19 protein-coding genes are annotated in these 18,400 nt (G+C 41.5%); 8 read left to right on the plus strand and 11 right to left on the minus strand.

The window, feature by feature from the left end:
- Window positions 1-193 precede the first annotated feature (193 nt).
- Entirely contained in the window at window positions 194-415 is a 222-nt protein-coding gene (locus NSU13_RS13635; protein WP_008356419.1) for a DeoR family transcriptional regulator, read from the plus strand.
- Window positions 416-484: 69 nt separating this feature from the next.
- Here the strand turns inward: NSU13_RS13635 and NSU13_RS13640 are convergent, their stop codons facing one another.
- Both NSU13_RS13640 and NSU13_RS13645 read right to left on the minus strand, forming a co-directional pair.
- Window positions 485-1,201 (minus strand): pseudouridine synthase, encoded by a 717-nt coding sequence (locus tag NSU13_RS13640; protein WP_046312109.1) that lies wholly within the window; start codon window positions 1,199-1,201, stop codon window positions 485-487.
- 16 nt (window positions 1,202-1,217) lie between these two features.
- Window positions 1,218-2,840 carry a polysaccharide biosynthesis protein gene (locus tag NSU13_RS13645; protein ID WP_070326313.1) on the minus strand — a complete coding sequence of 541 codons (1,623 nt, stop codon included), beginning with the start codon at window positions 2,838-2,840 and terminating at the stop codon, window positions 1,218-1,220.
- Window positions 2,841-3,015: 175 nt separating this feature from the next.
- On the opposite strand from NSU13_RS13645, the gene NSU13_RS13650 reads away from it, so the two are divergent.
- The 4 genes from NSU13_RS13650 to NSU13_RS13665 all read left to right on the plus strand — a co-directional run bounded on the left by NSU13_RS13650 (window position 3,016) and on the right by NSU13_RS13665 (window position 6,391).
- Window positions 3,016-4,287 (plus strand): NAD(P)/FAD-dependent oxidoreductase, encoded by a 1,272-nt coding sequence (locus NSU13_RS13650; protein ID WP_041114950.1) that lies wholly within the window; start codon window positions 3,016-3,018, stop codon window positions 4,285-4,287.
- Complete coding sequence (locus NSU13_RS13655) at window positions 4,284-4,481, plus strand: hypothetical protein (RefSeq protein ID WP_024424878.1); 198 nt, start codon at window positions 4,284-4,286, stop codon at window positions 4,479-4,481. The genes NSU13_RS13650 and NSU13_RS13655 overlap by 4 nt, the downstream gene beginning before the upstream one ends.
- 140 nt (window positions 4,482-4,621) lie before the next feature.
- Window positions 4,622-6,154, plus strand: coding sequence for a BCCT family transporter (locus NSU13_RS13660; RefSeq protein WP_046312112.1), 1,533 nt, complete (start codon window positions 4,622-4,624; stop codon window positions 6,152-6,154).
- A 96-nt stretch (window positions 6,155-6,250) separates the two neighbouring features.
- Window positions 6,251-6,391 (plus strand): CbrC family protein, encoded by a 141-nt coding sequence (locus NSU13_RS13665; RefSeq protein ID WP_342490038.1) that lies wholly within the window; start codon window positions 6,251-6,253, stop codon window positions 6,389-6,391.
- A gap of 43 nt (window positions 6,392-6,434) precedes the next feature.
- On the opposite strand, the gene NSU13_RS13670 is transcribed toward NSU13_RS13665, so the two are convergent.
- From NSU13_RS13670 to NSU13_RS13700, 7 genes are all read right to left on the minus strand, one after another.
- Entirely contained in the window at window positions 6,435-6,617 is a 183-nt protein-coding gene (locus tag NSU13_RS13670) for a sporulation protein Cse60 (protein ID WP_024424881.1), read from the minus strand.
- Between the two features lie 100 nt (window positions 6,618-6,717).
- Entirely contained in the window at window positions 6,718-7,029 is a 312-nt protein-coding gene (locus NSU13_RS13675) for a rhodanese-like domain-containing protein (protein WP_065214504.1), read from the minus strand.
- Window positions 7,030-7,083: 54 nt separating this feature from the next.
- Window positions 7,084-7,767, minus strand: coding sequence for a YesL family protein (locus NSU13_RS13680; protein WP_111926273.1), 684 nt, complete (start codon window positions 7,765-7,767; stop codon window positions 7,084-7,086).
- Window positions 7,768-7,791: 24 nt separating this feature from the next.
- Window positions 7,792-9,081, minus strand: a complete 1,290-nt coding sequence (locus NSU13_RS13685) for a Gfo/Idh/MocA family oxidoreductase (protein WP_317221878.1) — start codon at window positions 9,079-9,081, stop codon at window positions 7,792-7,794.
- 17 nt (window positions 9,082-9,098) lie between these two features.
- Window positions 9,099-9,623 carry a lipoprotein YteS gene (locus NSU13_RS13690; RefSeq protein WP_342489568.1) on the minus strand — a complete coding sequence of 175 codons (525 nt, stop codon included), beginning with the start codon at window positions 9,621-9,623 and terminating at the stop codon, window positions 9,099-9,101.
- Window positions 9,620-10,732, minus strand: a complete 1,113-nt coding sequence (locus tag NSU13_RS13695) for a glycoside hydrolase family 105 protein (protein ID WP_342489569.1) — start codon at window positions 10,730-10,732, stop codon at window positions 9,620-9,622. Before NSU13_RS13695 ends, NSU13_RS13690 begins: the two co-directional genes overlap by 4 nt.
- Before the next feature lie 18 nt (window positions 10,733-10,750).
- On the minus strand, window positions 10,751-11,716 hold the full coding sequence (locus tag NSU13_RS13700; RefSeq protein WP_024424886.1) for a sugar ABC transporter permease: 966 nt from the start codon (window positions 11,714-11,716) through the stop codon (window positions 10,751-10,753).
- A 231-nt stretch (window positions 11,717-11,947) separates the two neighbouring features.
- On the opposite strand from NSU13_RS13700, the gene NSU13_RS13705 reads away from it, so the two are divergent.
- On the plus strand, window positions 11,948-14,248 hold the full coding sequence (locus NSU13_RS13705; RefSeq protein WP_034280716.1) for a helix-turn-helix domain-containing protein: 2,301 nt from the start codon (window positions 11,948-11,950) through the stop codon (window positions 14,246-14,248).
- Between the two features lie 38 nt (window positions 14,249-14,286).
- Here the strand turns inward: NSU13_RS13705 and NSU13_RS13710 are convergent, their stop codons facing one another.
- Window positions 14,287-14,658: a winged helix-turn-helix transcriptional regulator gene (locus NSU13_RS13710; protein WP_280806375.1), complete on the minus strand. Its 372-nt coding sequence runs from the start codon at window positions 14,656-14,658 to the stop codon at window positions 14,287-14,289.
- A gap of 155 nt (window positions 14,659-14,813) precedes the next feature.
- On the opposite strand from NSU13_RS13710, the gene NSU13_RS13715 reads away from it, so the two are divergent.
- Window positions 14,814-16,001, plus strand: a complete 1,188-nt coding sequence (locus tag NSU13_RS13715) for an MFS transporter (protein ID WP_342489570.1) — start codon at window positions 14,814-14,816, stop codon at window positions 15,999-16,001.
- Window positions 16,002-16,011: 10 nt separating this feature from the next.
- The gene (locus NSU13_RS13720) at window positions 16,012-16,854 is read left to right on the plus strand and encodes an aldo/keto reductase (RefSeq protein WP_342489571.1); all 843 of its coding nucleotides are present in this window, start codon (window positions 16,012-16,014) and stop codon (window positions 16,852-16,854) included.
- 45 nt (window positions 16,855-16,899) lie between these two features.
- Here the strand turns inward: NSU13_RS13720 and NSU13_RS13725 are convergent, their stop codons facing one another.
- On the minus strand, window positions 16,900-18,399 hold the full coding sequence (locus NSU13_RS13725; RefSeq protein WP_120208840.1) for an extracellular solute-binding protein: 1,500 nt from the start codon (window positions 18,397-18,399) through the stop codon (window positions 16,900-16,902).
- Between the last annotated feature and the right edge of the window lies 1 nt (window position 18,400).

Raw genomic sequence — 18,400 nt, forward strand, 5'->3', positions numbered from 1 at the left:
TTCATGAAGACAAGTTTAAAAACACGTAAAGTTGACTTTTTGGTGGAACTAGATGCATAATAACGTGTATAATAGAATAAAACATTAACAAACACGAACATTTACCATTGTTGCATGTCCTTATTTCGCAGTTTTAGTGTAGTAAGTTGTGGTTAGTCAAGTCCATCCGATCTTATTGATAGGGAGTGGTTTTTTGAAACCTTCAACAAACCGTATGATGACTCGAATCAAATCAGTCTATATGTTCATTCAAGAGAAAGGTCTTGTGACGACACAAGAGCTGGTTGATGAATTCGGGATCACACCTAGAACCATTCAAAGAGACTTAAACGTGCTTGCCTATAACGATCTTGTTCATAGTCCAAGCAGAGGCAAATGGGAAACAACGAGAAAAAAAGTAAAAATATCATCTTAAGCGTATAATGAATTGTCCATATAACAAAAAGAACCGGCGATATGCCGGTTCTTTTCTTTTGTTCTTATGTTATTCGCGATTCATTAAGCTGTCTAATTCTTCATCCGTCAATTCACGGTACTCTCCAGGTGCTAGATCTTCATCTAAAGAGACAGCCCCCATCGAGAGCCTTTTTAAAAAGATCACTTCATTTCCCACCGCTTGCGCCATCAGCTTCACTTGATGGTACTTCCCTTCAGTAATCGTTAGACGGATGCGTGTATCTTCGTCTTCATTCGCATCTACTTCCACCTTCGCCGGCTTCGTGTGATAATCATCTAAGATGACAACGCCCTCTTCAAGACGCTTAATGTCTTGATCTCCTAAAGGATATTTCAAATGAACCTCATACGTTTTTGGCACATGCTTTTTTGGAGAAAGTAATTGATGAGCAAGCTGTCCATCATTTGTGAGGAGAAGGAGACCGACCGTATCCTTATCCAGTCTCCCCACAGGGAATGGCTCCCTTGCGATATCCTCCGGCTCAAGTAAATCGACAACCGTTTCATCCCGCAGATCTTCAGTTGCTGAGATCACCCCGTCTGGCTTGTTCATCATTAAGTAAATGAATTCTTTATATTCTACACGCTCTCCGTGTACGAGCACTTCATCATTTGATGGATCAACATGATCTTTCACCTGCTTTGCCACTTCTCCATTCACTGTGACCGCCCGGGCCTTGACAAGCTTTTTCACATCTTTTCTTGAACCAAAGCCGCTGTTAGCAAGTAATTTATCAAGCCTCATGAATATCTACCTCTTCTTAACTCTTTTTTCTTAAAAATTTCGGCATACGGCTACCAAGTACACGCTCTAGTAATCCCACCTTATAAGACAAGAACATATACACACCGCCGCCAGTGATCATGGAAATCAAAATGACGATACCCGCTTGTACAATTCCGCCTTCATAAGAAATCACTTGGCTCACAAGTTGACTTGTCACATATGCCACGACAGCCATGATCGCCGTTAAAATACCAATGAGAATAAAACGTTTGAAAATTCTGCGGAACGAATAGCCGGCATGGCGTTTAATCATGATAAACATATACAAGATGGACGCACTGTAGCCTAACGCTGTTGCAAGTACAGAACCATTTCCTTGCAGCCAGCTGATCAGCGGGATGTTCAGAACCGTTTTAATAATGATCCCTAACAAAAGACTGACGATGGCAAATTTTTGTTTGTTGATCCCTTGCAGAATCGCTGCATTAATGGTGAATAAAGAAAACAATAATGCAACAGGTGCATACCAGAACAAAATGGAGATCCCAATCTCAGGATGAACAGACGGATAGAAAAACCAATAAACCGGTCCAGCCAATGCAGAGATACCAAATGAAGCAGGCAGCACGAAAAATAAAATGACTTGCATCGTCTGATCAATTTGTCTATTGAGCAGCTTGTAATTACGTGCTGTAAATGATTCCGTTATCGTCGGAATCAAGGTTAAGCCAAACGCTGTTGCAAGTGACACAGGAATCATCACGAGCTTCGGTAAATATAACGTCACAATGGACAATACCGCTGTACTAATATCCTGATGTCCTGATGCAATCATGGCTCTGTTAATTGTGTTTGTATCGATATAAGAATAAATTGGAATCGCAAGTCCAACAAATACATACGGCGCTGCATAGCTAAACAGCTCTGTAAACATTTGCTTATAAGATAATTCAGAGTGAGCGCCTGTATTCGGCTGCATAGCTAAGAGCCGATCCTTCCGCTTCAGCCAATATAAATAAAGCGTGAATAAACCGCCAAATGCACCGATCAGTGCGGCAAATGTTGCATATCCGACAGCAATGACAAGCCCGCCGTCAAGCACCTTTAAAATAATAAACGTCGCCGTTAATAGGAAGATGATTCTGACAAGCTGTTCAATCACTTGGGAAACAGCTGTCGGTCCCATCATGGAGTGTCCTTGGAAGAACCCACGTACAAGACTCATGATCGGTACAACCAAAAGACCTAAGCTGACCATTCGAATCACATATACTACTTGATCGACAGTCAAACCGCCTGTTTCATTTGATCCGCCAAGCTGAATTTTGGCAAAAATCGGTGCGGACAAATATAAAATAGAAAAGGCGATAATCCCGGTGACAAGCATGACCGACATACCAGCCCTGAACATTTTTCTTGTTGTCTCATAATCGCCGATCGCATTATATTTGGAAACAAATTTTGATACCGCTGTTGGAAAACCAAGCGTAGCAATACTTAAAAAGATCGTATATTGATTGTATCCATATTGGAATAGCGCACCACCAGTAGCTCCAACCATTGCGCTAAATGGAATTAAATAAATCATACCAAGAATACGAGAGAGATACGTCCCTATCGTTAAAACCAACGTACCACGAAGCAGTTTATTAGACATGCGCTTAACCACCATTTTTCTAATGAATATTCAACTTAACTATTTTACCACATCAATTCAACACACAGGTAACAAATCCAATACGGAAGTCACAAAACCAATCAATTCATATTTCAGCCTTCCCTAATCTTCGATATAATAGAAAAATGACTGAAAGTAGAAAGAGGAATGTAACATGAAACATTATGATGTCATTGTCATTGGCGGCGGACCTTCTGGGCTGATGGCCGCGATTGCATCAGCAGAGCACGGTGCGACTGTTCTGTTAATTGACAAAGGAAACAAACTTGGCAGAAAGCTGGCCATTTCTGGCGGAGGACGCTGTAACGTCACCAATCGCCTTCCAGTAGAAGAAATCATCAAGCATATTCCCGGAAACGGCCGTTTTCTATATAGTGCATTTTCTGAGTTCAACAACGAGGATATTATTTCGTTTTTTGAAAACCTTGGCATTGAACTAAAAGAAGAAGACCATGGACGTATGTTCCCTGTCTCAAACAAAGCACAATCTGTTGTGGATGCCCTTCTAGACAGGCTCCGCGCCCTCAATGTCACCATTCGAACGAACGAAAAGATTAAAACGGTTCTGTATCAAGACGGACAAGCAGCTGGAATTGTTACAAATAATGATGAAAAAATTTCAAGTAAGGCTGTCGTCATTGCTGTCGGCGGAAAAAGTGTGCCGCATACCGGCTCTACTGGTGACGGCTATGCATGGGCAGAAGCAGCGGGTCATACCATTACAGAGCTCTTCCCAACAGAGGTACCGGTCACATCCGATGAACGATTTATTAAAGAAAAAGTGCTTCAAGGTCTTTCTTTAAGAAGTGTGGCTGTCAGTGTTTTAAATAAAAAAGGGAAACCCGTCGTCACACACGTCATGGATATGATCTTTACTCACTTTGGTTTATCAGGTCCAGCTGTTCTTAGATGCAGTGGATTTGTTGTGAAGGAATTGAAAAAACAGCCGAGTGTACGTCTTCAAATTGACTTATATCCGAAGCTGAATGACGAGGAGCTGTTCCAAAAGCTTCATCGCGACCTAAAAGATGAACCGAAGAAAGCCATTAAAAATGTCCTCAAGTCTTGGATGCAAGAACGCTATTTATTGTTTCTGTTAGAACGGAACGGGATTGATCCACAAGACACATTCTCTGGTCTAGCCAAGGATAAACTGCGTGCATTTGCCCATGATTGCAAACATTTTATTGTGCATGCAAATGGTACGCTATCCTTGGACAAAGCGTTTGTGACAGGAGGCGGCGTTTCTGTGAAGGAAATTGAACCGAAGAAAATGGCGTCTAAAAAAATGCCCGGTCTTTATTTCTGCGGAGAAATTTTAGACATCCATGGCTACACAGGCGGCTACAATATCACATCAGCACTTGTGACAGGCAGGCTTGCCGGCATGAATGCTGCACTAGAAGCAAAGGAGAGAGATCAATGATCAGACGTGCATTACCGATTGTTCTTGCGGTCGTTATCAGTTTGACAGCTGCTGTTTTCTTGAAGCTGTCCATTACCCCGTTAAAAGTCGCCATTGTTTTGGCGTTTACCATTTTCGCAGTATGTTTAAAAGAATATGTCTACCGTCTTCGTAAACGAATTGAGGAAAAATCGTCTTCCCATATCGATAGTTGATAAATGAAAGCAAAACATGTTACGGTAAAGTAGAGGTCGAGTGAGAAGCTCGCCTCTTTTTGTTTGAAATAAGTTGAGTTAGGGGATATTAAGCGAAGTCCTCTGCTTAAACGTGTAGAACAACAGGAGAGTGAGATGGTGTGAAAAACGTATCAAGTGTATTTTGGATTGTGATTGCGATCACATTTGTTGCCGTGATGTGGGGAGCGTTTTCTCCAGACACATTGCAAAATGTCACAGATCAAATTCAAACATACATTACAAATGACTTTGGCTGGTATTACTTGTTAGTGGTATCACTGCTTGTCGGCTTTTGTCTATTCTTTATCTTTAGCCCAATCGGTAAGATTACGCTAGGAAAACCCGGGGAAGAGCCTGAATTTGGTTTATTTTCTTGGTTTGCTATGCTATTTAGTGCCGGTATGGGAATTGGTCTTGTTTTTTACGGAGCAGCTGAACCGATCAGCCACTATGCTATTCAGTCACCAACAGGGGAGACTGAAACAGCTCAGGCCTTCCGCGATTCCCTTCGCTATACATTTTTCCACTGGGGGCTTCATGCATGGGCTATTTATGCCATTGTTGCACTTTGCATTGCTTACTTTAAATTTAGAAAAGATGCACCTGGCTTAATCAGTGCAACGCTGCAACCCGTTTTAGGAAATAAAATTCACGGATGGATCGGTAAAACCATCGATTGTATTGCGGTATTTGCAACTGTGGTTGGTGTTGCAACAAGCCTAGGATTAGGCGCGGCACAAATAAATGGTGGATTGAATTACCTTTTTCATATTCCAATTGCCTTTAGCACACAATTGATCATTATTATCATTGTGACAGTGCTTTTCCTTGCATCTGCTTTAAGCGGGATTGGAAAAGGCATTAAATACTTAAGTAATATCAATATGGTATTAGCAGCTGTTCTGATGTTTTTCTTACTTTTGGTAGGTCCAACTGTTTTTATCTTAAATTCTTTTACTGATTCGATTGGACAATACTTATCCAATATCGTTCAAATGAGCTTTCGTCTATCTCCCAATGATCCTGAAAAGAGAGAATGGATTAATGGATGGACGATCTTTTATTGGGCATGGTGGATTTCTTGGGCTCCATTTGTCGGGATCTTTATCGCTAGAGTGTCACGCGGGCGGACAATTCGTGAATTTTTAGTGGGTGTCTTAGTCGCTCCTTCCATCCTAGTATTCCTATGGTTCTCGATTTTCGGTGTATCTGCAATGGACTTACAGCAAAAGAATATTGTCGATGTTGCAGGTCTTTCAACTGAAACGATGCTCTTCGGTGTACTGCATGAATATCCGCTGGCGATGATCACATCGATACTGGCACTCATTTTAATCGCCGTATTCTTTATTACATCGGCTGATTCAGCTACATTTGTGCTTGGAATGCAGACAACCTACGGATCATTGAACCCTTCTGGCAGTGTCAAAGTCAGCTGGGGCATTATCCAATCGGCTGTTGCTGCTGTGCTTTTATTTTCAGGGGGACTTGAAGCCCTGCAAAATACAGCCAAGCTCGCAGCCTTACCGTTCTCCGTTGTCATTATATTGATGATTGTCTCGCTGTATAAATCACTAAATGATGAACGAAGAATCATCAAACAAACCAATCAAGTCAATAAACCAAGAAGTCCAAGAGTAAAAAAAGCATAATCGCAAGCGAGAAAAAGCCGTTCCTTATCCGAACGGCTTTTTTCTATATATACAATTTAAGATTGTCGCGAGCTTGAGGATTCCTTTGAAATAGTGATGAATCATCACTTTCTACATAATGGAGGTTTATATGACGTTACTACGTTCAAGTACAACCCAGATCCAGTTTCGTTAAACGTGATCAAAAAAGAGCATACGACATGTCCTGTTTGTGAGAAAGAAAGAGACGCCAGCTAACCAAAGAAAAAGGACCCTTCAAGCGGGTCCTTTTTTGAGCTGTCTATTTTTTATATAAAATGAGTGCAGAAAAACAGTAGAGCTGTTCCCCTCCCTGCTCACAGATCACCGCTACATTGTACTTGATGTCAATGATTTGGTCGTCATCCATTCCTTTTAAAAAATGATTGATTTCACTCTGCAAATCTTTCTCATGCTCTTCATCAAATACAGCTACCTTTAGCACCTATGCCACTCTCCCTTCTCTCGCTACTCTATCTTTATGCAAATAGAAAGAGGCATATGAACAAAAAAACCTTTCATCGTTAAGATGAAAGGCCTTCTATTTACAGCTTCGGTTTTGTTTCTCCTGTCCAAGCAAGCATCCCGCCAACGACATTTGTCGCTTGGTAGCCTTGATCTTCTAGGTAATAGCAGACATTTTCACTACGTTTACCAGAACGGCAAATAATATAATATTCCTGCGTTTGATCGAATGCATCCAGCTTCTCAGGGATATCGCCCATTCGAATGTGGATGGCTTCCGGGATCATACCTTCTGCTACCTCTTCATCCTCACGTACATCGATAAGCTGAATGGCGTCTTCCTGCTCCAGCTTTTGTTTTAATTCTTCTATTGAAATTTCTTTCACTGACACGACTCTCATCTCTCCTTTTCATTACAGTGACACCATTATAGCAAATGATTCACTTCACTGCGTATTCACCCGCTTTGATTGAAGGAAAGACGGCAGCCGCTTCTTCACTTCGGCTGTCTCGTGCTCGATTTCAAACTCTACCTTTTTAAAAACTTGATAGGCCAGCCACATATGACCATAGGCGATTATGCTCACACTGAAAAACGGCACGATTCCCGGTAAATAAGCAAACAGAACAAACAGCACAGCCGAGAAAACAAGCATAGAGAGTGTATATTGCAAATATGAGATACCGAGCAGAAGAGAGAATTTCAGATAGAGACGTTTTTTCCAATCGTAATGCGCAAGCAGCGGAAAAATATAAAATAAGCTCACAATAAACAGAAAACCGAAAATATATATAGCAAAGCGAAGCACATGTAAGAGCCAGCTCGCCGGATAGATATAAGCAAGGTCGACATAAATAATCGTTCCAATGATGCATAGCACCACTCCAATGATGTTAGAGCGTATAAACTCCTCCCTGAATACCTTCCAAAAAGTGCGGAATACATTGACCTGCTCATGCCCTTGAATCCACTTTCTCATCACGGAAAATAACGCAGTGGTCGCAGGCATCAAGCCAAATACGCCAAGCCCCAGGATGGTGAACAAAAGCCATAACAAATTCGTATAGGCGAGCCTCATCACCCACTCACACATCCTCAGCATTCTGCTCATTGAACCATCATGATCCATCTCTTTCCCCTCCTCTCTTTCTCTTTACACCGTCTCTTTATGGAACAATTCATCGATTTCAATTGGGCGCTTTTCTGCGACAGAGCGCCACATGCCTTCCCCAAGAGCAATCGAATAAGCACCAGCCTCTGCTCCTGCTAAGATGTCATAGTGAATCAAGGGATCTTTTCCTATAAATAAATCAGCCAAAAGCAGAGGATCTCCTCCGCCATGTCCGCCTGGCTGCTTTACGACTTCAATCGTCTCCTTTGATCCAAACATCGGGTAATAAGAAATTGTTTGTTCTGGGAATTGAAAAGGAATTCTTGATGGCACATGAAACTCATTTGTTTCAATACGCCCCTTCGTCCCATTAATGGCAAGACGATAGCCTTCATATGGGGCAGAGAATTGAATCGAATAGCTGAGCAAAGCCCCTTGGTCATAAGCGACTGACGCCACATATGTATCCTCAATATCAATTTCCTCATCAAAAATGCAGGCATCCGGACGATAATTTGAGTACTGCTGCGTTTGCTCCTGACCGGATTCAATATGATCGTCCTCCACCTTCGAACGCTCAACCCGCGGATTCCACCTTGCTTCATAGTGACATATATCTTTCACATGACATGTTCCGCAAAATCTATTTTCCTCCCCCTGCAAGGGATTCCAAGGGCTTTCGCTGCCGTAATAGTTCAGCGCCCCGTAGGCAAATACTTGCTTCGGTTTTTGATCAATCCACCAGTTGACCAAATCAAAATGATGCGTCGACTTATGAATGGACAGCCCGCCAGAAAATTGACGTGTGCGGTTCCACCTTTTGAAATAACTAGCACCATGATACGTATCAATGAGCCAGCTCAGTTCAACAGATGTGACCCTCCCAATTTTCCCGTCTAAAATAAGTTCTTTTACTTTTCGATGGAAAGGATTGTAGCGATAATTAAAGGTGACCGTGACCTTCCCTTTACTTTCCGCCTCTTTTTCCACCACTTTTTTGGCGTCTTTTGCTGTTGTCACCATCGGCTTTTCAGTGATGACATCTAGATCATGGTCAAGTGCCTGCATGATATATGTGACATGTGTGTCATCCCTGCCTGCCACAATGACGATATCTGGCTTTGTTTCCTTGACCATCTGATCAAATGCATCTTCATGAAAAAACGAAACGCCCCGGAGTGATGGAAAACGCTCCTGACAAAGTGTATACCGCTGATGATCTATATCTAGGAGTCCTGTAATCCGATAATGCTTATTGAAATCCTCTGTGAGCGGTTTAATAAACATATTAAACGCACGATGGCTCAGCCCGCAAATCACGACCCGTTTCACATTCCCCACCCCATTTTCTATTGGTTTTCACGAAGCTGTTTCATAAGAGACAGCGCCTCTTCCGTCTTATCAGCATACACGGGAATGAAAGCGACCATATCCCGGTGTAATTGAAAGGTATAGCCGTTGAGTTTTTTCTTTCCTTTATTGATTTGAACCGCATAATCGACCGTTTTCCCTGTCTTTTTGTCCTCGACCGTATATGGTCCTGCTGCTTGACCGCCTATTTCCATCTCTTCAAGCAGCTGAAAGCTTTCAGGATCATCATATGTTCTAAACATTTCTTCTGGAACAAGCATCACGTCCCCCTCTTTTGAGGTAATTTCAACAAGAAGCTTTTCAGGAATCGCCGGAAAGATGTGGACGCTATACGTCTCTTGTTCCGGCTGAAAAGCCTTCTCCACTAATTGATCCTTCATCCCCTTTGACATATCAGAAAAAATCAGGACATCGATCCCGTTTGTTTTCCCCTGACAGGCAGATAAACAAATGACAGCGATGATACTGATGAGCCATACGGCGGCTCTTTTTTGCCTCCTCATGCCTTTTGAAAAACAGACAGCTTTTCTAGCTCAGTTAACGCCATAATAAAAGCGCCTGCCCCGTGCAAGTCATTAGTGCTCCGCTCTCTTCCAACGTAGTAATCATAAAATCCCGCAGATGTTCCAATACAAATATCATTGATAGTAAAATCACCATTTTCTTTCTCAGCCGTCTTATGCTGAATCAAGCCTTGATATGCTCTGACCACATGATCAACATAACGGAGGCTCACATACCCTTCATTCATGGCCTTTGCCATGGCATACATGAATAAACACGATCCCGAGCTTTCAAGCCAATTGTCACTGTGATTTCCTTTATCAATGATTTGATGCCAGAGACCTGTCTTTTGATCCTGGTACTTTGCCACACTTTCCAGCATGTCTGTCAGCGTTTCCTTCCACACCTTCCGCCTTTCATGATGCTCGGGCAAGTCCTCGATCATATCTGCTAATGCAAGGACATACCAGCCAAACGATCTTGCCCAAAACTCTGGGGAACAGCCGGTCTTTTGATCAGCCCATGGCATCGTTTTTCGTTCATCCCACGCGTGATAATACAGACCTGTTTGTTCATCTTTCGTATGCTTTCTCATGAGATGCTCTTGATGGATGACCATATCCACTAGTGACTCTTCACCTTTAAGCTGTGCATACTTTAAGGCAAAAGGACCGCCCATGTAGAGACCATCGAGCCACATTTGATAAGCATAATTGTCTTTATGCCAAAATCCGCCCTCAGACGTGCAGTTTAGCGTACGATATAGTCCGCGCAGCTTCTCCGCCGCCAGCACATACCGCTTCTCTCTCGTTCGTTCGTAAAGAGGGAATAAAATGAGTCCTGCTTGAATGGCATCAAGCTCATCCCTGCGAAATAACAGATTACCGTACTCATCAATGAGGGAGTCCGCATAGTTTTTCACATAATCGAAATACGCCTCGTTCCCTGTTGCCTCATATAGCTTCATGACGCCGCAAAGGAAAACGCCTTGATGATAATGCCACCTTCCAGCTGGCGGCAGCTCAATTGGTGTATACGCTTTCATAATGGTTTGTGCTAATTTCTCTGCATGCTCAAGCGGTGATCCCTTTTCAATCGATAAAGTCATTCTTCCTCATCTCCCTTTTTAATAAATACCTTCTTCCCCGAATTTCTTCGCTAAACGGTTTGCCAGCATGACCAAAATAAGTCCAACAGCTGCTTTAAATAAACCAACAGCGGTACTATAGCTGAATTGTCCTTGCTTAAGACCTGCTGTATAAACGTACGTATCAAAAATCTCTGCTACTTCCCGGTTCGTTGCGTTCAGTAATAGATAGACATGCTCAAAGCCAAGCTCAAGCGTATCACCGATTTTTAAAATAAGCAGAACCACAATGACACTTTTAATGGCAGGAAGTGTGATGTGCCACATTTGTCTCAGTCTCCCGGCCCCATCCATTTTTGCTGCTTCATATAGCTGCGGATCTACCGCTGTAATCGCCGCAAGGTAAATGATTGTTGACCATCCTGCTTCCCGCCAGATGACCTGTAAAATGTACATCGGTCTAAACCATTCCTGACTAAGAAGGAAGTTAATCTTTTCTCCACCAAAGAAAGCAATCAATTCATTCATTAACCCGCCATCTACTGTTAACAAAACAAAAGATAAGGACACGACAATCACCCATGACATGAAGTGAGGAATATAAATCATCGTCTGTACAAATTTCTTAAACAATGCCAATCTCACTTCGTTTAAAAGAAGCGCTAATAAGATCGGAATTGGAAAGAAAATCACGACATTCATGGCAAATAAAATCAGTGTATTTTTTAATAAGATGAAAAATGTTGGTTCTGTAAACAATCGAATAAAGTGTTTGAAGCCAACCCACTCACTGCCAAGAATGCCGAGAAACGGCTGGTAATCTTGAAAGGCAATGATGAGCCCCCACATTGGCACATATTTAAAAACAATAAAATAAATGAGCCCCGGCAAAATCATTAAATACAAAAACTTTTGACTTAGCAATTGATTAAGTAAGCGCTTTCTTTTTTCGCTTTTCAAAGCTGCCGCAGGCACACCCTTGGCAGTGACATCCTCTGTTTTCATTGATAAAGCCTCCCCTCATGCTAATGCATGTGTTAACTGTATCTTAAGGATGAAAAATCCGTCTACAATCATATCAACAGATCATATTTTCATAGGTGATGCTGATCAAAACGTTACATAAAACATAAGAAAATGATCCTAATCTCAGAAAATGATTATTGACAAACCTACCAGATTTTTGGATTAATAAATTAAGGGGAAAAGATTGTTTTGTTTGAAATGGGGGGTTTTATGAAAAGAAGGCAGTACAAATTTTATTACAAGCTAGTGACGTTTTTTTTCATACTTAGTACGATTCCTGTTATCATTGTCGGCATTTTTTCTTATCAGCATTCGCAAAAAACAGCACTTGAAAATATCTCAAATGAAAAGCTCGACAGCGTCAAACAAACGCAATCCAATATTGAGCATATTTTAAAAACTGTTGATCATTCTCTCACTCACTATGTCAGTTCGCCGCCTCTCCTTCAAACACTGGCAGAACCTTTAAATCCAGACCAATTTCAGCTTTATAATCAAGTACAGCAGGAACTGAACTACCTGCAAACCTTTGACACCGACCTTTCCAATATTACACTCGTCAGTAAAATGGAAGACTGGTACATGAACAATTCGGGGCTTTATCATGTCACAAGCGAAGACCAAGAAAAAGCGCTGACCTCTTACCTCAATATACCAAGTCACTCCAGCTGGGCACTTGAAGAGAATAATCCACTTGTTGCGACAAAAGAAGGAAAAGCATCCTTTTGTAAGTACAATGTGAATTTAATCAAACAACTGCCTATGAACAGCGTTCAAAAAAAGGGAATCGCTGTCGCCAGCATTCCAAGCTGCGTAATTGCTGATAACATGCCTGACTTCTCTCAATCAGATAGTATGTTTGTCATCGATACCAACGGAAAAGTGCTGCTACATAACCGCAAAGAACAAATTGGTGAATCGCTGAAACATCAGGATTTCGTCAAGCATGTGCTCTCACTTGAAAAACGATCAGGGCAATTTGATATGAAGATCGACGAACTCAACTATCAAATCACATTTCAAAAATCAGATTATAATGAATGGACGTACCTATCCTTCGTTTCTATTCCAGAGCTTAAACAGCAAACGAAATCAATTGGGTGGATTACCTTTATTATCTGCACTATTTTGTTAGCGCTTTCATTACTATTTTCATGGTTTGGTTCCAGACACTTTTATAAACCAATCCGCTTATTATACGAGTCATTTGCACGTAATGAATCATTTTTGCAAAAACAGCCTTTTCAAAATGAATTTGAGTTGATTGAATCGAGTATTAAACAAATGAAAGATCAAAACAATGATTTAGAGGAACGGATTGAGCAGCAAGTGACACACTTACAGCAATACTTTATGGTACGGCTGCTGCTTGGAAAGCTGACAGATGAAGAAGTTAACAACCGGTTCCAAAGCTTAGGCTTTCCTCAGGGCTGGTCTCATTTGTCTATGCTTGTGACCCAAATCGATACGTTAAAAGGAACACCTTATGAAAAAAAAGATGCTGACTTGCTTTTATTTGCGATCAATGGACTGATCGAGCAGATTATTCCGCAAGAGGAGCACCTTCAGCCAACCGTTGTCAATCAGCATCAAACAACGATTATCCTCAACCACTCAAAGTCAGATGAAGAGTTTACTGAATATTTAAATCAATTAGCAGAAAGCATTCAGCAGCGTATTGAAGAAGAGCTCGGTTTATCGATCAGCATTGGGATCAGCCGCCAGTTTAAGGAACTCACGATGGCAAAACATGCTTACATTGAAGGAAAAGAAGCCTTAAAATACAGACTCAAAGCAGAGAAAAAGTCCATTATCTTATATGAGCATATCCAGCAAGGAAAGACGTTCAAAACCCATTTTCCAAAGCAGCTGCAGCATGATTTATTTGATGCGATGAAAGCTGGCGATCAAGGCAAAGCGGATCACTATTTACATGTGCTCCTGCAATCCATTTTTTCTAAAAATGCAGGACCGCACGAATACCATATCGCCCTCGCTCGTTTCTTAAACAATTTAATTGAGCTGATGCATTTGCTGGGCATTGAATTATTTGAGGTTGAAGATAACAAAATGCTCTATGATACGATTTTTGAATTTAAAACCTTTGAAGATACGGAAGCATGGCTGAAACATGAAATTATTCGGCCAATTATTGACCAGCTTGCTGCACGTGAAGACTCACAATACAAAAACATCTCAGAAAAAATCATTCATATCATTCATCAAGAATTCGACTCAGATCTCACATTGGATGAAATCGCCACACGTCTCCATTACAATCCAAATTATTTAAGCAGTATTTTCAGAAAGGAAATGGATATCTCCTTTAGTGAATATCTCTCTTCCTACAGACACCATGTCGCTAAAAACTGGCTTGTAGAAACCGATATGTCCGTCAAAGAAATTTCGGAAAAACTGAAATATAAAAACCCGCAAAATTTCATCCGGTCCTTTAAAAAGCTGGAAGGTACAACTCCTGGGAAATACCGCGACCAGAAAAAAGGCATGTAAGACAAAGAGTCCCGCTCTCACAAGAAAGCGGGTCTCTTTTATTTAAACTGTTCATTTAAGATGCTGTCTTCCAGCACGGAAAGCGGCTCTCCATACACACGTTCAATATGAGATGCCCCCCAATCGCATAGCGCATTGAGAATTCTTTCGAGCGACTGTCCGTATTCACTTAATTCATATTCCACTTTAGGCGGCACCTGTTCATAGACAATCCGGTTAATGACCCCATCACTTTCAAGCTCTCTCAGCTGCTGCGTGAGCATTTTTTGTGTGATGTTTGGCATGAGCCGCTTCAATTCGCTCGTCCGTTTTTTCCCGTGTGTCAAATGACATAAAATCACACACTTCCACTTCCCGCCTATGACCTCAAGCGTTGCTTCCACAGAGATATTATATTTTTTCTTTTCCATCGAATGTTCACTCCTCTTTGTACGAACAGGCACTTTTTAGTACCTATATTACAAAAAAGTACGTACTTTTTTTTTCGTCATCTATGTTAGATAATAACTCTTGCCGATCGGCTTCGTCTATCAAAATGTCATCACAGAAGGATGTGAACTTACTTATGAAGAAAAAGCAAAACCATTTTGCTCTTCTCGCACTAGCGATTAGTGCTTTTGCTATAGGAACAACTGAGTTCATTAGTGTCGGTCTTTTGCCAATGATCTCAGAGGACTTTGGAGTGAGCGTCAGTCAGGCAGGCTGGACTGTCTCTTTATATGCACTTGGTGTGACATTTGGCGCGCCTATATTGACTTCCCTTACTTCCACGATGAAAAGAAAGACATTGCTTTTGCTCATTATGCTCGTCTTTTTGATTGGTAATACACTTGCCACCATTGCCCCGACTTTTTCATTGCTGTTAATCGGCCGGGTGATTTCAGCCTTGTCCCATGGAATCTTCATGTCTATCGGCTCTACGATTGCTGCAAGCCTTGTCGTGAAAGAAAAACGGGCAAGCGCCATTGCCTTTATGTTCACTGGTTTAACAGTAGCGACTGTGACAGGTGTGCCATTCGGGACATTTCTTGGTCATGAGCTCGGCTGGCGGACATCATTTGGTGTGATTGTGATCATTGGTCTGATCGCACTGATATCCAACTATTTTCTTGTGCCGTCTCAATTAAAGCAGGGGGTGAAAACATCTTTTAAAGATCAAGCTGTCCTATTAAAAACAAAAAGAATTTTGCTTTTATTCGTCATTACAGCCACAGGGTACGGAGGAACCTTTGTCGTCTTCACGTATTTATCTCCTCTCTTGCAGCATGTGACAGGTCTTGCGCCTGGGGCTGTGGCCTTGATCCTTCTTTTATACGGAATCACGATCGCAGCCGGAAATGTCATTGGCGGAAAAGCTGCTAATGAACAGCCAATGAAAGCACTGATCTATATGTTTATTATCCAAAGCATCATCTTGTTTATCCTTAGCTTCACTGCAGGATTCACAGTGTTAGGCATTGGAACCGTCATGCTGATGGGACTGTTTGCTTTCATGAATGTGCCTGGACTGCAAGTAGCCGTCGTTGATTTTGCAGAAAGATACACACCCGGAGCGGTCGACGTCGCATCTGCAATGAATATCGCTGCCTTTAATGCCGGTATTGCCATTGGCTCATTTTTAGGCGGCATCGTGACTGATACACTTGGTCTTGTGCATACAGGCTGGGTCGGCGGCATCATGGTCCTCATCGCAGCCATTCTTACGATGATCAGTTATCAAATGGAACAAAAAGAACAAACACAAACCATTTAAAGGAGTTTTTATGATGGAACATTTACAAAGTACAAAAACATTAAACAATGGGGTGCTCATGCCAGGCTTTGGCCTTGGTGTATTCAAGGTGGAAGATGGAGCAGAATTAATTGATGCTGTCAAAACAGCCATTCAATTAGGCTATCACAGTATTGATACAGCGGCTATTTATGGAAATGAAGAAGGTGTTGGACGAGGCATACAGCTTGGTTTAGCAGAAACAGGACTGCGCCGCGAGGATATCTTTGTCACATCAAAAGTGTGGAATGCCGATTTAGGATATGAATCTACCCTAAATGCATACGAAGAAAGCTTAAAAAAGCTTCAGCTTGACTACCTTGATCTGTATTTAATCCATTGGCCGGTTGAAGGAAAATACAAAGAAGCTTGGCGTGCACTGGAAACCTTGTATCGTGAAGGAAAGGTCAGAGCCATCGGAGTGAGCAACTTCCAGCCGCATCACCTAGACGAACTATTAAAAGATGCAGACATCAAACCAGCGATTAACCAAGTAGAATTTCATCCAAAACTAACGCAGGAAACACTCTCTACGTATTTGAACTCTCATGGCATTCAAATGGAAGCTTGGTCACCGCTGATGCAGGGTGAACTGCTGCATCACCCGCTGATTACAGAGCTCGCAGACACATATGGTAAAACACCTGCTCAAATTATTTTGCGCTGGGATGTACAAAAAGGTGTCATCACCATCCCAAAATCAACGAAAGCACATCGTTTAAAGGAAAACGCTGATATATTTGATTTTGTCTTAACTGATGAAGATATGAAACGTCTTTCTGACTTAAATGAAAACAAACGTATTGGTCCAGATCCAGATAACTTCGACTTTTAATGAAAACACCCCCGCTTTTTTGCTTTGCGGGGGTGTTCCTATTGGTCATTTTGATTTTTTAAAGGAAGCTTCATATTCTTCTATGATTTTATTCCCACCATTGGATTTCCACTTCTCTACATCCTTCTGAAATTGATCTTCACTGATGTCTCCAAGAATGAACTTATACGTCGCATCATCGATGATTTTCTTCAATTCGTTTCCACGCTCTGATGCTGTTTCTGAATACAGGCTTTCAGCAGGATTGGCAACGATGATGTTTTGATTGTCTTCTTCTAGCTCTTCATATTTAGAACGAACTGCATCCCCTTTATTTTTCAAGTAACGTTTATCAATTCCTACAAGACTGACAAGCGGCTGTACATCTGTCTGCCAGCTTTTCACTTGGCTTTCTTCCCTGACAAATGTATTTCCTTCTTCTTTCTTATAATGCTGGCCATCTATACCGTACGTCATGAGACCATATACATCTTCTTCGGCAATGCGGTCAAAGAAGGCCAAAATCCGCTTTAATTCTGCCTCTGATTTCACGCTTGTTTTAGGGAATGCGAAGATGCCATTATGACCACCTGATGCCCACACACGTTCTTTGCCATCTGGGCCTTTGATTCGGTTGATAATATCTACTTTCATGTTTTTATCTGTCGCATCATCTCTCAGGTTCACGGCATCTACCATATTTCCAACATAGATGCCTGCTTTTCCTTGTGAGAATAATTCCTGCTGCTGTGTTTTGCTTGTCACTGGGAAGTCTTTGTTAATATAGCCATTGTCGCGCAGCTTTTTCATGTATTTCATTGTATTCATGTACTCATCTGTCATAAAGTCTGGCGTGAATTTCCCGTTTTCTTCTTTCCAGTCTGTGGGCATTCCTTCATATGAACCAAGTGTTTTAAATGCGCCATAAATTAAATCGTTCCGATCCGTAAAGCCAATTGTATCCGCTTTTCCGTTTTGATTCGGGTCTTTTTCAGTAAAGGCTTTGGCTACTTCATATAGATCATCCAATGTTTTTGGTGTATCCAAATTTAAATTTTCAAGCCAATCCTTTCGAATGACAATCCCTTGTCTTGAAAGTGGTCTCTCTCTATAGATGCCATAAAGCTTCCCGTCTATAGAGGCGTTTTTATTAATCAATTCGTTCATCTTACTTAAATTTGGATAATCCTTTAAATACGGACCGACTTCCCAAAACATGCCTGATCTGAACGCATTAATCGCAGACGAATTTTTAATGTCTTGAATCGTCACAATTTGCGGCAAATTCCCTGCTGCAAGTGCGGAATTTAACCGATCTTCCTTCACAGCATCAGGCACCCATGTAATATCAAGCTCTGTATTTGTGAGTTTTTCAATCTCTTTTAAAACGGAATCCTTCGGCGGCTGCTGATGATATAAAATCGCCATCCATGTCAGCTTTACCTTTTTGTCTAGATCAACCTTCTCATCTGATGAGTTTGCCCCTTTACTTGAACATGCTGACAGAATACCGCTTGCTGCAAATAACAGGACAAACGCAATCAGCCATAATTTCTTTCTCCCCATA

The organism is Bacillus sp. FSL M8-0049 (assembly GCF_038593355.1).
Classification (GTDB): Bacteria; Bacillota; Bacilli; order Bacillales; family Bacillaceae; genus Bacillus; species Bacillus safensis.

What these genes read in the sequence shown, in the direction of transcription:
- NSU13_RS13690 (WP_342489568.1), bottom strand. Translation starts at nt 9,623, where the DNA reads ATGAGGAGGCAAAAAAGAGCCGCCGTATGGCTCATCAGTATCATCGCT.
- NSU13_RS13640 (WP_046312109.1), bottom strand. Translation starts at nt 1,201, where the DNA reads ATGAGGCTTGATAAATTACTTGCTAACAGCGGCTTTGGTTCAAGAAAA.
- NSU13_RS13695 (WP_342489569.1), bottom strand. Translation starts at nt 10,732, where the DNA reads ATGACTTTATCGATTGAAAAGGGATCACCGCTTGAGCATGCAGAGAAA.
- NSU13_RS13725 (WP_120208840.1), bottom strand. Translation starts at nt 18,399, where the DNA reads ATGGGGAGAAAGAAATTATGGCTGATTGCGTTTGTCCTGTTATTTGCA.
- NSU13_RS13650 (WP_041114950.1), top strand. Translation starts at nt 3,016, where the DNA reads ATGAAACATTATGATGTCATTGTCATTGGCGGCGGACCTTCTGGGCTG.
- NSU13_RS13705 (WP_034280716.1), top strand. Translation starts at nt 11,948, where the DNA reads ATGAAAAGAAGGCAGTACAAATTTTATTACAAGCTAGTGACGTTTTTT.
- NSU13_RS13710 (WP_280806375.1), bottom strand. Translation starts at nt 14,658, where the DNA reads ATGGAAAAGAAAAAATATAATATCTCTGTGGAAGCAACGCTTGAGGTC.
- NSU13_RS13680 (WP_111926273.1), bottom strand. Translation starts at nt 7,767, where the DNA reads ATGGATCATGATGGTTCAATGAGCAGAATGCTGAGGATGTGTGAGTGG.
- NSU13_RS13720 (WP_342489571.1), top strand. Translation starts at nt 16,012, where the DNA reads ATGATGGAACATTTACAAAGTACAAAAACATTAAACAATGGGGTGCTC.
- NSU13_RS13655 (WP_024424878.1), top strand. Translation starts at nt 4,284, where the DNA reads ATGATCAGACGTGCATTACCGATTGTTCTTGCGGTCGTTATCAGTTTG.
- NSU13_RS13645 (WP_070326313.1), bottom strand. Translation starts at nt 2,840, where the DNA reads ATGTCTAATAAACTGCTTCGTGGTACGTTGGTTTTAACGATAGGGACG.
- NSU13_RS13715 (WP_342489570.1), top strand. Translation starts at nt 14,814, where the DNA reads ATGAAGAAAAAGCAAAACCATTTTGCTCTTCTCGCACTAGCGATTAGT.
- NSU13_RS13665 (WP_342490038.1), top strand. Translation starts at nt 6,251, where the DNA reads ATGAATCATCACTTTCTACATAATGGAGGTTTATATGACGTTACTACG.
- NSU13_RS13700 (WP_024424886.1), bottom strand. Translation starts at nt 11,716, where the DNA reads ATGAAAACAGAGGATGTCACTGCCAAGGGTGTGCCTGCGGCAGCTTTG.